This is a genomic window from Pseudomonas parafulva, assembly GCF_000800255.1.
GTDB lineage: Bacteria > Pseudomonadota > Gammaproteobacteria > Pseudomonadales > Pseudomonadaceae > Aquipseudomonas > Aquipseudomonas boreofloridensis.
On the sequence record NZ_CP009747.1, the window covers coordinates 4,431,447 to 4,446,095 of the forward strand.

At 63.7% G+C, this 14,649-nt stretch carries 13 protein-coding genes; 10 read left to right on the forward strand and 3 right to left on the reverse strand.

Annotated features, from left to right (window positions below):
• From NJ69_RS19430 to NJ69_RS19440, 3 genes are all read left to right on the forward strand, one after another.
• Positions 1-1,083 carry a 5-(carboxyamino)imidazole ribonucleotide synthase gene (locus NJ69_RS19430; RefSeq protein ID WP_039582418.1) on the forward strand — a complete coding sequence of 361 codons (1,083 nt, stop codon included), beginning with the start codon at positions 1-3 and terminating at the stop codon, positions 1,081-1,083.
• A 95-nt stretch (positions 1,084-1,178) separates the two neighbouring features.
• Positions 1,179-1,424 (forward strand): GlsB/YeaQ/YmgE family stress response membrane protein, encoded by a 246-nt coding sequence (locus NJ69_RS19435; protein WP_039582420.1) that lies wholly within the window; start codon positions 1,179-1,181, stop codon positions 1,422-1,424.
• A gap of 48 nt (positions 1,425-1,472) precedes the next feature.
• On the forward strand, positions 1,473-2,006 hold the full coding sequence (locus NJ69_RS19440; protein ID WP_162889481.1) for a DUF3299 domain-containing protein: 534 nt from the start codon (positions 1,473-1,475) through the stop codon (positions 2,004-2,006).
• A 13-nt stretch (positions 2,007-2,019) separates the two neighbouring features.
• On the opposite strand, the gene NJ69_RS19445 is transcribed toward NJ69_RS19440, so the two are convergent.
• Together NJ69_RS19445 and NJ69_RS19450 are read right to left on the reverse strand one after the other, a co-directional pair.
• Complete coding sequence (locus tag NJ69_RS19445; protein ID WP_039582421.1) at positions 2,020-2,916, reverse strand: D-hexose-6-phosphate mutarotase; 897 nt, start codon at positions 2,914-2,916, stop codon at positions 2,020-2,022.
• A 71-nt stretch (positions 2,917-2,987) separates the two neighbouring features.
• Positions 2,988-3,386, reverse strand: coding sequence for an acyl-CoA thioesterase (locus tag NJ69_RS19450; RefSeq protein WP_029612256.1), 399 nt, complete (start codon positions 3,384-3,386; stop codon positions 2,988-2,990).
• 356 nt (positions 3,387-3,742) lie between these two features.
• Between NJ69_RS19450 and NJ69_RS19455 the strand changes: the two genes are divergently transcribed.
• From NJ69_RS19455 to NJ69_RS19485, 7 genes are all read left to right on the forward strand, one after another.
• Complete coding sequence (locus tag NJ69_RS19455) at positions 3,743-5,032, forward strand: MFS transporter (RefSeq protein ID WP_039582422.1); 1,290 nt, start codon at positions 3,743-3,745, stop codon at positions 5,030-5,032.
• Positions 5,033-5,170: 138 nt separating this feature from the next.
• Entirely contained in the window at positions 5,171-6,151 is a 981-nt protein-coding gene (locus NJ69_RS19460; protein WP_029612258.1) for a phosphate ABC transporter substrate-binding protein PstS, read from the forward strand.
• A 143-nt stretch (positions 6,152-6,294) separates the two neighbouring features.
• Complete coding sequence (locus NJ69_RS19465; RefSeq protein WP_039582423.1) at positions 6,295-8,583, forward strand: ABC transporter permease subunit; 2,289 nt, start codon at positions 6,295-6,297, stop codon at positions 8,581-8,583.
• A 17-nt stretch (positions 8,584-8,600) separates the two neighbouring features.
• Positions 8,601-10,271, forward strand: a complete 1,671-nt coding sequence (gene pstA / locus NJ69_RS19470) for a phosphate ABC transporter permease PstA (RefSeq protein WP_039582424.1) — start codon at positions 8,601-8,603, stop codon at positions 10,269-10,271.
• 90 nt (positions 10,272-10,361) lie between these two features.
• Complete coding sequence (gene pstB, locus NJ69_RS19475) at positions 10,362-11,195, forward strand: phosphate ABC transporter ATP-binding protein PstB (protein WP_039582425.1); 834 nt, start codon at positions 10,362-10,364, stop codon at positions 11,193-11,195.
• Positions 11,196-11,317: 122 nt separating this feature from the next.
• Entirely contained in the window at positions 11,318-12,088 is a 771-nt protein-coding gene (phoU, locus tag NJ69_RS19480) for a phosphate signaling complex protein PhoU (RefSeq protein ID WP_039582427.1), read from the forward strand.
• Between the two features lie 162 nt (positions 12,089-12,250).
• Positions 12,251-13,159, forward strand: coding sequence for a response regulator (locus NJ69_RS19485; RefSeq protein WP_029612261.1), 909 nt, complete (start codon positions 12,251-12,253; stop codon positions 13,157-13,159).
• A gap of 49 nt (positions 13,160-13,208) precedes the next feature.
• On the opposite strand, the gene NJ69_RS19490 is transcribed toward NJ69_RS19485, so the two are convergent.
• Positions 13,209-14,549, reverse strand: coding sequence for a hemolysin family protein (locus NJ69_RS19490; RefSeq protein ID WP_029612263.1), 1,341 nt, complete (start codon positions 14,547-14,549; stop codon positions 13,209-13,211).
• Positions 14,550-14,649: the final 100 nt, after the last annotated feature.

Genomic DNA, 14,649 nt, shown 5'->3' on the forward strand with positions numbered 1-14,649 from the left:
ATGAAGATCGGTGTAATCGGTGGCGGCCAACTGGGCCGCATGCTGGCTCTGGCGGGTACGCCGCTGGGCATGAACTTCGCTTTCCTCGACCCGGCGCCGGATGCCTGCGCGGCACCGCTGGGCGAACACCTGCGCGCCGACTACGGCGACCAGGACCACCTGCGTCAGTTGGCCGACGAAGTCGATCTGGTCACCTTCGAGTTCGAAAGCGTCCCGGCCGAAACCGTCGCCTTCCTCTCGCAGTTCGTGCCGGTCTACCCGAGCGCCGAGGCGCTGCGCATCGCGCGCGATCGCCTGTTCGAGAAGAGCCTGTTCCGCGACCTGGGTATTCCCACTCCGGCCTTCGCCGATATCCTCTCGCAGGCCGACCTCGACGCCGCCGTGGCCAGCATCGGCCTACCGGCCGTGCTCAAGACTCGCACCCTGGGCTACGACGGCAAGGGCCAGAAAGTCCTGCGCACGGCGCAGGACGTGGCAGGCACGTTCGCCGAGTTGGGCAGCGTGCCCTGTCTGCTGGAAGGTTTCGTGCCGTTCACCGGCGAAGTCTCGCTGGTGGCCGTGCGGGGCCGTGACGGCGAGACGCGCTTCTATCCCCTGGTGCACAACACCCACGACAGCGGCATCCTGCGCCTGTCGGTGGCCAGTGTCGCGCACCCGTTGCAGGCCCTGGCCGAAGACTACGTCGCCCGCGTGCTCGAGAAACTCGACTACGTCGGGGTCATGGCTTTCGAGTTCTTCGAGGTGGACGGCGGTCTGAAGGCCAATGAGATCGCCCCGCGGGTGCACAACTCCGGGCACTGGACCATCGAAGGCGCCGAGTGCAGCCAGTTCGAGAACCACCTGCGCGCCGTCGCCGGCCTGCCGCTGGGCTCGACCGCCAAGGTCGGTGAGAGCGCCATGCTCAACTTTATCGGCGAGGTGCCGGCCGTGGGCAAGGTGACGGCCATCGACGATTGCCACCTGCACCACTATGGCAAAGCGTTCAAGGTCGGTCGTAAAGTCGGCCACGCCACGTTGCGCTGCAAGGACATGGCTACCCTCCAGGCGAAGATCGCCGAAGTCGAGCAACTGATCGGCGGCTGATCGAACTTCGCCGGGCGCCCGCCCTCTGAAATGGCAACACGCCAAAGCGCTGCACGGGCTTTGGCCTGTTCCATCTTTATTGCGGAGGGATTGCCATGGGCATCATCGGAACTATCTTCATCGGCCTGATCGTCGGCCTGCTCGCGCGTTTCCTCAAACCGGGCGACGACAGCATGGGCCTGATCATGACCATCCTGCTCGGCATCGCCGGCTCGCTGGTGGCCACCTACGGCGGCCAGGCGCTGGGTATCTATCATGCCGGCCAGGCGGCGGGCTTCTTCGGCGCGCTGGTCGGCGCCATCGTGCTGCTGGTGATCTACGGATTCATCAAGAAGCGTTGAACACAGGCTAGAATGCGCGGCAATTCATCCGAGTTGCCGAGCATTGCCATGCGTGCGTCATTCCTGTTTTCCCTGTTGCTGGCCAGCACCCTGGCCCATGCCGAGCTGCCCGAGACCGATTGGCTGGAGCTGATGCCTAAGTCGGACCAGAAGGCCCTCGAGCAGATGCCTGAAATCGACCACAACTCACCTGAAGCGCTCGGCACCTTCACCGCCAAGGGTGGCCTGAAGCAGAGCAAGGGTCTGCCTGCGGTGATGTACTCGACCAAGACCGTGGCGGCGATGAACGGCCGGCAGATCCGCCTGGGCGGTTATCCGGTGCCGCTGGAAAGCGACGCCAAGGGCAACAGCACGTTGTTCTTCCTGGTCCCGTATCCGGGCGCCTGCATCCACGTGCCGCCGCCACCACCGAACCAGTTGGTGCTGGTGCGCTACCCCAAAGGCCTGAAGATCACCGATATCTACACGCCGCTGTGGGTCAGCGGCGCCTTGAAGATCGAGAAGGTGAGCAACGACCTGGCCGACGCGGCCTACGCGCTGGACGCGGCGAAGGTGCGGGTGGTGGAAGACGCCGACCTCTGAGTCGCCGTAGGGCTCAGAGCGCTTCGCTGCTCAGTTCCACCTGCAGCACATGGCCCGCGCCGGGCGCCAGGGTGACCACGTCGTCCCACACGTTCGCCGTCTCGATGCACAGCATGCGCTGCCAGCCATCGTCGGCCATGTCCGGCAACTCGCGGGCTCGGTCGGTCCAGGGGTTCCAGATCACTGCGCTGCGCGAGCCGCTGGCACGCAAGATGACTCGGCGGTTCCAGCGCGGATCGACGATCGCCAGTTGCTGGGGCGTGTTCAGGTAGATACGGTCGGTCTCGCCCGCAAAGCGCAGCACGCTGTGCTGGGTGCGCGGCTCCCAGTTCTCCAGGGTTTCGATGTAAGTCAGGCCCTCGACACCCTCCACCTGCACCTCGCGCACGTCACTCACGGCGAAGTAGCTGTGCAGCGCCTGGCTCAGGGTGACGGGCGCCTCGCCCAGGTTGCGACTGGACAGTGCGACGCGCAGTTGCGTGCCCAATTCGATCACCAGGCGCAATTCGACGGTGTGCGGCCAGTCGGGCAGTTGGCCCTGGGCCTGCGGCAAGTCGAATTCGATACGCAGTGTTTCATCGCGCTCCTCGACACCCAGCAGTTGCCAGTCGCGGCCACGCACCAGGCCGTGGGCCGGTGCTTCGCTGCCTTGGTACATCGCGCGGACCGAGTCAGGATTGCGCTGGAAGTTGCTGAACCAGGGCCAGCACACCGGCACCCCGGCGCGCACCGACTTGCCTGGACGGAACAGAGCCTGGTCGCTCAGCCACAGCAGCGGCGGTTCGCCGAGGCGCTGGTAGCTGAGGATCTGCGCGCCCTGCTGGGCGATGAGAAGTTCGGCGTGCTGGCTGACGATGCGCCAGCAGCTGAGTTCGCCGTGTTGCTCGGTGTCGACCGTGAAGGTTGCCATGCGGCCCTCATTCAATGCGGGTGAGGCCGTTGGACCTCGATGCCGACGTCGAGTTTACCGCGCGGCGGGCTTCAGCAGCGCGGCACGGAGCGGGTGCGGCCGCTGCCGTCGATGGCGACGAAGACGAATACCGCTTCGGTGACCTTGCGCCATTCGCTGGACAGCGGGTCGTCGCTCCACACCTCGACCATCATGCGGATGGAGCTGCGCCCGATTTCCAGGGTCTGGGTGTAGAACGACAGTTGCGCGCCCACGGCCACCGGCACCAGAAAGGCCATGCGGTCGATGGACACGGTGGCCACGCGTCCGCTCGCGACGCGGCTGGCCATGGCGGTGCCAGCCAAGTCCATCTGCGCGACCAGCCAGCCGCCGAAGATGTCGCCGAAGCCGTTGGTTTCACGCGGCAGCGCGGTGATCTGCAAGGCCAGGTCGCCCTGCGGGATGGGATCTTCTTGTTCGAGCTCAATCATGCCGTGGGGCCTCTGACCCGTGAAGCTTCATTGGTTGGCGCGGTGGTGGACGCCCTGAAAACGATTCAGCGCGAAACATACTACGCTGATCTGGCTGCCGGCGGTGGCCAAAGGAAAACGCTGAGGAACCGTCTGTCCAGTGTGACCGGCGTTTTCGCACAACGTCCCACATCGTAGCCAACCTTTTCCTACAACGGGCCAGTATATAGACGGGATTGGCCAGCGACGACAGCGCCATGGTGAATAACTGTAGGGTTTTTGTATCGCTATGAGCAGCGCTTAGCAATTTGCTATCTTCGCCCTTCCCGCACCAGCAGCCGCGCCACAAGCGGCCTGTCCTATAAAAGAGAATCTCCATGACCGCCGTGCCCAACCCCCTCGAACAGCCTTCCCGGCCGCTGACCCGCAGCGACTACAAGACCCTTTCGCTGTCGGCGCTGGGCGGCGCGTTGGAGTTCTATGACTTCATCATTTTCGTGTTCTTCGCCACGGTGGTCGGCAAACTGTTCTTCCCCGCCGACATGCCCGAATGGCTGCGCCTGATGCAGACCTTCGGCATCTTCGCTGCCGGCTACCTGGCGCGGCCACTGGGCGGCATCGTCATGGCCCACTTCGGTGACCTGCTCGGGCGCAAGAAGATGTTCACCTTGAGTATCTTCATGATGGCGCTGCCGACGCTGATCATGGGCCTGCTACCGACCTATGCGCAGATCGGCCTGTGGGCACCGATCCTGCTGCTGCTGATGCGCGTGGTGCAGGGCGCGGCGATTGGAGGCGAAGTGCCGGGGGCCTGGGTGTTCGTCTCCGAGCACGTGCCCGAGCGCAACACCGGGTATGCCTGCGGCACGCTCACGGCGGGGCTGACGGCGGGCATCTTGCTGGGCTCGTTGGTGGCCACCTTGATCAACACCTTGTACACCCCAGAGCAAGTGGCCGACTACGCCTGGCGTATTCCTTTCCTGCTCGGCGGCGTGTTCGGTCTGTTCGCGGTGTACCTGCGGCGTTGGCTGCATGAAACCCCGGTGTTCGCCGAAATGCAGCAGCGCAAGGCTCTGGCCGAGGAACTGCCACTGCGTGCGGTCCTGCGCGATCACCAGGGCGCGATCGTTCTGTCGATGTTGCTGACCTGGCTGCTGTCGGCGGGCATCGTGGTGGTGATCCTGATGACCCCGGCATTGCTGCAGAGCCTGTACCACATCAGCCCCACCGATTCGCTCAAGGCCAACAGCCTGGCCATCGTTCTGCTCAGCCTGGGTTGCATCGGTGCGGGTAGCCTGGCGGATCGCTTCGGCGCCGGGCGGGTGTTCGTGCTCGGCAGCCTGGGGCTGCTGGCCTCGTCCTGGGTCTTCTACCACAGCCTGCCGACGCGCCCGGACCTGCTGTTTCCGCTGTATGCCGTCACCGGTCTGTTCGTCGGCCTGGTCGGCGCGGTGCCCTACGTGATGGTCAAGGCGTTCCCGGCAGCGGTGCGGTTCAGTGGGCTGTCGTTCTCCTACAACGTTGCCTATGCCATTTTCGGCGGCCTCACGCCCATGGTGGTGACCGGGCTGCTCAAAGTCAGCCCCATGGCGCCGGCCTACTATGTGGCGGGGCTGTGTGCGGTGGGCCTGGGGGTAGGGCTGTACCTGCTCGCACGAAAACGCTGACGACCCGACATGATGAAGGGCCTTCGCAATGATGGCCTTTCATCCATTTGTCACAATTAGGTCATATCGTGTTCATGCGGCGTGCCGATACTGGGCCCCGTTCCATCCGACACCCCCCATTCCTGCTAGGAGTAAGGCATGAAATTGAAGCGTTTGATGGCGGCCCTCACCTTTGCCGCCGCTGGCGTCGCAGCCGCCACCGCGGTCGCCGCTGTCGATCCTGCTATCCCGACCTACACCAAGACCACGGGTGTGTCGGGCAACCTCTCCAGCGTCGGTTCCGATACCCTCGCGAACCTGATGACCCTGTGGGCCGAGGCCTACAAGAAGGAATATCCGAACGTCAACATCCAGATCCAGGCTGCTGGCTCGTCCACCGCACCACCTGCGCTGACCGAGGGCACCGCCAACCTCGGCCCGATGAGCCGCAAGATGAAGGACGTCGAGCTGCAGGCCTTCGAGCAGAAGTACGGTTACAAGCCGACCGCCATTCCGGTCGCTGTCGATGCCTTGGCCGTGTTCGTGCACAAGGACAACCCGATTCAGCACCTGACCATGGAACAGGTCGATGCCATTTTCTCTTCCACCCGCCTGTGCGGTGGCAAGACCGAGGTCAAGACCTGGGGCGACGTGGGCGTGACCGGCGACCTGGCCAGCAAGCCCATCCAACTGTTCGGACGCAACTCGGTGTCCGGCACCTATGGCTACTTCAAGGAAGAGGCGCTGTGCAAAGGCGACTTCAAGCCTAACGTCAACGAACAGCCCGGCTCGGCGTCGGTGGTGCAGTCGATCAGTTCCTCGCTGAACAGCATCGGTTACTCGGGCATCGGCTACAAAACCGCCAGCGTGAAGACCGTTGCCCTGGCCAAGAAAGGCAGCAGCGAGTTCATCGAAGACACCGAAGAGAACGCCCTGAACGGCAAGTATCCGCTGTCGCGCTTCCTCTACGTGTACGTGAACAAGGCGCCGAACAAGCCGCTGGCACCGCTGGAAGCCGAGTTCGTCAAGCTGGTGCTGTCCCAGGCCGGCCAGCAGGTGGTGGTGAAGGATGGCTACATCCCGCTGCCGGCCAAAGTCGTCGAGAAAACCCTGAACGACCTGGGCCTGGCCCACAAGTAAGACGATGACCCGGAAGCGATCGGTCTTCAGCCGCCGATCGTTTCCACCGCCTTTTCAGTCCGGCGCCAGATACCTGAGCGGCGGGCTTTTTTGCGTCATTGTGTTGTCATGTTTCTGTAATACGGTGCCACTAGGGTGTGCCCATGAACGATCTGGCCAATTCTGCGATGACCCCCAATTCCCCTCCCGTGCGCATTGATTTCAATACGCCCGAGCTGCAACGCAAACGCCGTCTGCGCGCGTTGAAGGACCGCCTGACCCGTTGGTACGTGCTGGTGGGCGGGCTCGCCGTGCTGGCCGCCATCACCCTGATCTTCTTCTACCTGGCCTACGTGGTGTTGCCGCTGTTCCAGGGCGCCGAGCTGACCCGCAAGCCAGCCTTGCAGCCTGCCTGGCTGCAGCAGGATGCCGGCAAGCCGCTCGCGCTTGCCCTCGAGGAGCAGAATCTGGTGGGCATGCGGGTGTCCGATAACGGCCAGGCGCTGTTCTTCGATAGCCGTACAGGTGCCGAGCTCAAGCGCGTCGAGTTGCCGGTCCCGGCCGGCGCCCGCGTCAGTTCGATCGGCAGCGACCAGCCGGGCAGCGCGCTGATGGTACTGGGCCTGTCGGACGGCCGCGCGCTGGTGTTCCATCACAGCTACAAGATCACCTACCCGGACAACAAGAAGACCATCACCCCCGATATCGACTATCCGTATGGTCAGGCGCCGATCCTGCTCGACGAGCAGGGTCGCGCGCTGGAGCACGTCACCCTGAACCGCAACGGCGACACCCTGTTGTTGGCCGGTTCGACCGGTGCGCAGTTGCAGGTGCTGTCGCTGTCGAGCAGCGAGAACATGATGACCGGCGAGGTCACCCAGGAGCAGACCCGCATCGTGCTGCCGCAGATGACCGAGACGGTGAAGAACCTCTTCATCGACCCTCGTCAGCAGTGGCTGTACGTGATCAACGGGCGGGCCACGGCGGACGTCTTCAGCCTGCGCGACAAGAGCCTGAACGGCCGCTACACCCTGCTCGACGATGGCAACGCCGCCATCACTGCCAGCGGTCAGCTGGTCGGTGGCATTTCGCTGATCCTCGGCGACTCCAAGGGCGGCCTGAGCCAGTGGTTCATGGCCCGTGACCCGGATGGCGAGTCGCGCCTGAAGCTGATCCGCAGCTTCCAGCTGGGCAAGGCGCCGATCGTGCAGATCGATGCCGAAGAGCGGCGCAAGGGCTTCATCGCCCTGGACAGCGACGGCAAGCTCGGCGTGTTCCATAGCACCGCGCACCGCACCTTGCTGGTGGAGCCGGTGGCCGAGGGCGCCGGGCTGCTGGCGCTGTCGCCGCGGGCCAACCGCATCATGATCGAGCAAGGGGGCAAACTGCTGCCGCTGAGCCTGCGCAACCCGCACCCGGAGGTCTCCTTCAGCGCGCTGTGGGGCAAGGTGTGGTACGAGAACTACGACGCGCCGAAATACGTCTGGCAGTCCACGGCTTCCAACACCGACTTTGAGCCCAAGCTGAGCCTGTCGCCGCTGACCTTCGGCACGCTCAAGGCGGCGTTCTACGCGATGATCCTGGCCGCGCCGCTGGCCATCGCCGCTGCCATCTACACCGCCTACTTCATGGCGCCGGGCATGCGCCGCAAGGTCAAGCCGGTGATCGAGCTGATGGAGGCGATGCCGACGGTGATTCTCGGCTTCTTCGCCGGCCTGTTCCTGGCCCCGTATCTGGAAGGCCATCTGCCGGGCGTATTCAGCCTGTTGCTGATCCTGCCCATCGGCATCCTGGTCACCGGCTTCGCCTGGAGTCGCCTGCCCGAATCGATCCGCCTGCGTGTGCCGGACGGCTGGGAGGCGGCGATTCTGATCCCGGTGATCCTGGCGATCGGCTGGCTCGCACTGCACCTGAGCCCGGCGGTGGAAAGCGCCTTCTTCGGCGGCGACATGCGCCTGTGGATCCGCGAAGAGCTCAAGCTCAACTACGACCAGCGCAACGCCCTGGTGGTGGGGATCGCCATGGGCTTCGCCGTCATCCCCAACATCTATTCCATTGCCGAGGACGCTGTGTTCAGCGTGCCGCGCAGCCTCACCCTGGGCTCGCTGGCCCTGGGCGCGACACCTTGGCAAACGCTGACCCGCGTGGTCATCCTGACCGCCAGCCCCGGCATTTTCTCGGCGCTGATGATCGGCATGGGCCGGGCAGTGGGCGAGACCATGATCGTGCTGATGGCCACCGGCAACACCCCGGTGATGGAGCTGAACCTGTTCGACGGCATGCGCACCCTGGCCGCCAACGTGGCGGTGGAAATGCCCGAATCGGAAGTCGGTGGCAGCCACTACCGTGTGCTGTTCCTCGCCGCCCTCGTGCTGCTGCTGTTCACGTTCGTGATGAACACCTTGGCCGAGCTGATTCGCCAGCGTCTGCGCAAGAAATACTCGTCGCTTTGATAGAAAGGTAGAGATCCGTGAAACAGGATTCCCTCAAAGGCTGGTTCAAGAGCGGTGCGCCCGGCGTATGGATCAGCGGTGGCGCGGTGGCCATGGCGGTGATCATGACCCTGGGCCTGCTCGCCGTGATCGCCGTGCGCGGCCTGGGCCACTTCTGGCCGGCCGATCTGATCCAGGCCACCTACAAGGTGCCCGGGCAGGCCGACGTGGTGATCGTCGGCGAAGTGGTGCAGAAGGAAGAAGTCCCTCGCGTGCGCCTGAAGGATGCCGGCTTGCCGGTGCCCGAGAATGGCCCAGAGTTCATGACCCGCGAGCTGGTCAAGGTGGGTAACCGCGACCTCAACGGCAGCGACTTCACCTGGCTGGTCGGCGACTGGCTGGTGGACCAACGCCGGCCGGCCGACCTGATGGCCCTGGAGCGCCGCGAGTGGGGCAACTTCTATGGCTACCTGGTGAGCGTCAAGGAGCAGGGCCGTGTGGTCGCTTCCGGCCCCAGCGCCTGGAACGAACTGCAGGCACGACTCAAGCGCGCCGACGCGCTCAACGACCAGCTTGTCAGCCTGGAAAAAAAGGACATCGGGTCGATCAACCATGGACTGGAACGCCTGCGCCTGCACAGCCGCAAGCTGGAATTGCAGGGCAAGCTGGACGCGGCAGCCCAGGCCGATATCGAGGCCGAGCGCGCCGAGCTGACCAGTCGTTACAAGACCATCGAAGAGCGCCTGACCGAGCTGCACCAAGCCTTCGCCCGTGACAGCCTGGTGGCTCGCGACGGCAGCGGCCGACAGGTCGAGATCAACTTGAGCAAGGTGGTGCATGCCATCCAGCCCAACAACATGTCGACCCTGGCCAAGCTGGGTGCTTATTTCAGCAAGGTCTGGGAATTCCTCAGCGACGACCCGCGCGAGGCCAACACCGAAGGGGGGATCTTCCCGGCCATCTTCGGCACGGTGATGATGACCTTGATCATGGCGGTGATCGTCACGCCATTTGGCGTGCTGGCGGCCGTTTACTTGCGCGAGTATGCCCGCCAGGGGCCGGTCACTCGCCTGATCCGTATCGCCGTGAACAACCTGGCAGGGGTGCCGGCGATCGTCTATGGCGTGTTCGGCCTGGGCTTCTTCGTCTACGTGCTCGGTGGCTCCATCGACCGCCTGTTCTTTCCCGAATCGCTGCCGGCGCCGACCCTGGGCACGCCGGGCCTGCTGTGGGCCTCGCTGACGCTGGCGCTGCTGGCCGTGCCGGTGGTGATCGTCGCCACCGAAGAGGGGCTGGCGCGCATTCCACGTACCGTGCGCGAAGGTTCGTTGGCACTCGGTGCGACCAAGGCCGAGACCTTGTGGAAGATCGTGCTGCCGATGGCCAGCCCGGCGATGATGACCGGCATGATCCTCGCCGTGGCCCGCGCCGCTGGCGAAGTGGCGCCGCTGATGCTGGTGGGTGTGGTGAAGCTGGCGCCGTCGCTGCCGGTGGATGGCAACTACCCTTACCTGCACCTGGACCAGAAGATCATGCACCTGGGCTTCCATATCTACGATGTCGGCTTCCAGAGCCCCAACGTCGAGGCCGCGCGGCCGCTGGTGTACGCCACCGCCCTGTTGCTGGTGCTGGTCATCGCGACCCTCAACCTGTCGGCGGTATGGATCCGCAACCACCTGCGCGAGAAATACAAGGCACTCGACAGCTGATCCCGCCCGCAAGCGGCAAGCCGATTCGACGCAGGCCCCTATTTGCAGCGTGCAGCTCAGAGCTCGCCGCTAAAAAACCGGAGTACGACCATGCAACACGATACTCATAACCACGGCATCGACATGTCGGCGCTGGGGCGCAACAAGCAGAGCCTGCGCCTGGCCGAAGAAACCGTGGCCATCGAAGTGCCGGGTCTGTCGCTGTTCTACGGTGACAAACAGGCGCTGTTCGATGTGCAGATGAACATTCCCAAGCAGCGTGTCACTGCCTTCATCGGCCCGTCCGGTTGCGGCAAGTCGACCCTGCTGCGCACCTTCAACCGCATGAACGACCTGGTGGACGGTTGCCGCGTCGAAGGCGCCATCAACCTCTACGGCCACAACATCTACCGCAAGGGCGAGGACGTGGCCGAACTTCGTCGCCGGGTGGGCATGGTGTTCCAGAAGCCCAACCCGTTCCCCAAGACCATCTACGAGAACGTGGTCTACGGCCTGCGCATCCAAGGCATCAACAAGAAACGCGTGCTGGACGAAGCGGTGGAGTGGGCGCTCAGGGGCGCGGCGCTGTGGGATGAGGTCAAGGACCGCCTGCACGAGTCGGCGCTGGGCCTGTCCGGTGGTCAGCAGCAGCGTCTGGTGATCGCCCGGACCATCGCCGTGGAGCCGGAAGTGCTGTTGCTCGACGAACCCTGCTCGGCGCTGGACCCGATCTCCACGCTGAAGGTCGAGGAGCTGATCTACGAGCTCAAGTCCAAGTACACCATCGTCATCGTCACCCACAACATGCAGCAGGCCGCACGGGTTTCGGACTACACCGCGTTCATGTACATGGGCAAGCTGATCGAATTCGGTGACACCGATACGCTGTTCACCAACCCGGCCAAGAAGCAGACCGAAGACTACATTACCGGCCGCTATGGCTAAGCGCCCTTGGGCGCAGCTGCACGCTTTGAGCTGCAAGCCACCAGTCAAGGCAGCTAGCGCGGTGTCAGGGAACCACAGGAACTACTTGAAGCTTGCAGCCAGCAACTTCGCGGAGCGAACGCATGATCAACAAAGACAGCCTCACCCATCACATTTCCCAGCAGTTCAATGCTGAGCTCGAAGAGGTGCGCAGCCATCTGCTGGCGATGGGCGGCCTGGTCGAGAAGCAGGTCAACGACGCCGTGACTGCGCTGATCGAAGCCGATTCGGGGCTTGCCCAGCAGGTGCGTGAGGTCGATGAACAGATCAACCAGATGGAGCGCAACATCGACGAAGAGTGCGTGCGCATCCTCGCCCGGCGTCAGCCGGCGGCGTCCGACCTGCGTCTGATCATCAGCATCTCCAAGTCGGTGATCGACCTGGAACGCATCGGCGACGAGTCGACCAAGATCGCCCGACGCGCTATTCAATTGTGCGAAGAAGGCGAGTCGCCGCGTGGCTACGTGGAGGTGCGGCACATTGGCGATCAGGTGCGCAACATGGTGCGTGACGCGCTGGACGCCTTCGCTCGCTTCGACGCCGACCTGGCGTTGTCGGTGGCGCAGTACGACAAGACCATCGACCGCGAATACAAGACCGCCCTGCGTGAGCTGGTCACCTACATGATGGAAGATCCACGCTCGATCTCGCGGGTTCTCAGCGTGATCTGGGCATTGCGCTCCTTGGAGCGCATCGGCGACCACGCACGCAATATCTCGGAGTTGGTGATCTACCTGGTGCGCGGTACCGATGTACGCCATATGGGCCTCAAGCGCATGAAAGCTGAGGTTGAAGGCGACCCGCTGGCCGCGCTGGAAAAGGCTAATGTTCCGGGGCAATCTGACGATAAATAGTATTGCCCCCGTGCATCGACGCCCGGCCCAAGCCGGGCGTTTTCGTTGGTGGCAGATGCTGCAGGTACCCGCGAACTGTCTTGAAACGTCCCGGCGTGAACAGTGCTTTGGCAAATTGCCATCATTCGGCGGTAAGCTAGTCGGGATTCAAGAGGAGTATCGATGAGTAAAGTCAATGTGCTGGTCGTGGACGATGCGCCGTTCATCCGCGATCTGGTAAGAAAGTGCCTGCGCAATGCCTTCCCCGGCATGGTCATCGAAGACGCGGTCAATGGCCGTAAAGCTATGGCCATGCTGACCAAGGAACGCTTCGACCTGGTCCTGTGCGACTGGGAGATGCCGGAAATGTCCGGCCTCGAACTGCTAGCCTGGTGCCGCCAGCAGCCTGAGATGAAAGCCATGCAATTCATCATGGTGACCAGCCGTGGCGACAAGGAGAACGTGATCCAGGCCATCCAGGCCGGCGTCTCCGACTTCGTCGGCAAGCCGTTCACCAATGAGCAACTGCTGACCAAGGTGAAAAAGTCGCTGCAGCGCATCGGCAAGCTCGAAGGACTGATGTCGGCGGGACCTGCGCGGGTGAATTCGGCATTCGCCAACGATTCGCTGAGCGCCCTCACCGGCGGCAAGCCTGAGGCGGCCAAGGTCGCGGCAGCGCCATCCGCCGCGGCCAAACCGCTGATCAATGCGCCGGCCCCGCAGAGCGCCGCCGCTGCTGCTGCCGCAGCACCGAGTGGACGTGGCCAGGGCCAGTTGCGCCTGTCCAGCGGCAACCAGCCCTGTGTGATCAAGGCGCTGAGCCTGAAGGAAGCCCTGCTGGTGGTGCGTCGCAGCGCGGTGCTGCCGCAAGTGCTCGAGGGCGCGGTGCTCGATCTGGAGCAGGGCGAGAACGCTGAGGTGGCGCGTCTGAACGGCTACCTGCACGCCGTCGCCGCGCTCGAGCCCAAGCCCGAGAGCGACTGGTTGCAGTTGACGTTCAAGTTCGTCGATCAAGATGCACAGAAGCTCGACTACCTGTCGCGGCTGATCGCTCGCGGCACTGCGCAGAAGCACTTCATTCCCGGCGCCTGATCGTCCGGCTGCTCGCGATCGTTTGCCGCTCCCCTACAGGAGCGGTGTTTCAGTCCAGTTTGACCACTTTGGACAGCACGATCTTCGGGCCTTTCATCTTCTTGATGATGATCCGCAGGCCCTCGACTTCCAGCACTTCCTCTTCCTCAGGCACGCGCTTGAGCGATTCGTAGACCAATCCGGCAAGGGTCTCGGCCTCGATATGATCGAGGTCGACGCCCAGCAGGCGTTCGACCTTGAACAGCGGCGTGTCGCCACGCACCAGCAGCTTGCCCGGTTGGTAGGCGAGGATGCCGCGCTCGGCCTTGCGGTGTTCGTCCTGGATATCGCCGACCAGCACTTCCAGCACGTCTTCCATGGTCAGGTAGCCGATCACCTTGCCATCGGCTTCCTCGACCAGCACGAAGTGCGCGCCGCCCTTGCGGAACTGCTCCAGCAACTGCGACAGCGGCATGTGCCGTGAGACGCGTTCCAGAGGGCGTGCCAGCTCTTCCAGGTCGATGCGCTCAGGCAGGTGGTCGAGCTCGGCCAACTCCAGCAGCAGGTCCTTGATGTGCAGCAGCCCGGTGAACTCCTCGCGCTCGGCGTCGTACACCGGGTAGCGGCTGAACTTGTGGCGTCGCAGCATCGCCAGGATGGTCTTGAGCGGCGCCTTGGCGTCGATTACCACCATGTCTTCGCGCGAGTTGGCCCAGTCGACCACCTCCAGTTCGCCCATTTCCACCGCCGAAGCGAGCACGCGCATGCCTTGGTCGCTCGGATCCTGGCCACGGCTGGAGTGCAGGATCAGCTTCAGTTCCTCGCGGCTGTAGTGGTGCTCGTGGTGCGGCCCGGGCTCGCCCTGGCCGGCGATGCGCAAGATGGTGTTGGCGCTGGCATTGAGCAGGTAGATGGCCGGGTACATCAGCCAGTAGAACAGGTACAGCGGTACCGCCGTCCACAGCGACAGCAGTTCGGGCTTGCGGATCGCCCAGGACTTGGGCGCCAGCTCGCCGACCACGATGTGCAGGTAGGAGATGACGAAGAAGGCGATGAAGAACGACACGCCCTTGATCAGCTCCGGGCTGTCGACGCCCAGGTAGGCCAGCAGCGGTTCGAGCAGGTGGGCGAACGCCGGCTCACCGACCCAGCCCAGGCCCAGGGAGGCCAGGGTGATACCCAGCTGGCAGGCCGACAGGTAGGCATCGAGTTGATTGTGCACCTTGCGCAGGATGCTGCCGCGCCAGCCGTGCAGTTCGGCGATGGACTCGACGCGGGTCGCGCGCAGCTTGACCATGGCGAACTCGGCGGCAACGAAGAAGCCGTTGAGCACAACCAGGAACAGGGCAAAAAGGATCATGCCGAAATCGGCGAACAGTGACGCGAGGTTGAAACCAGGGGAAGGGTCCATGATGGAGTTTTTACGGGGTCCGTCTTCGATAGGGGGAGAAAAAAAGTGCCAGCTCAAGCTGGCACAGGGGATCCAATGTAGCGGCTGGTGCCGCAAAAGC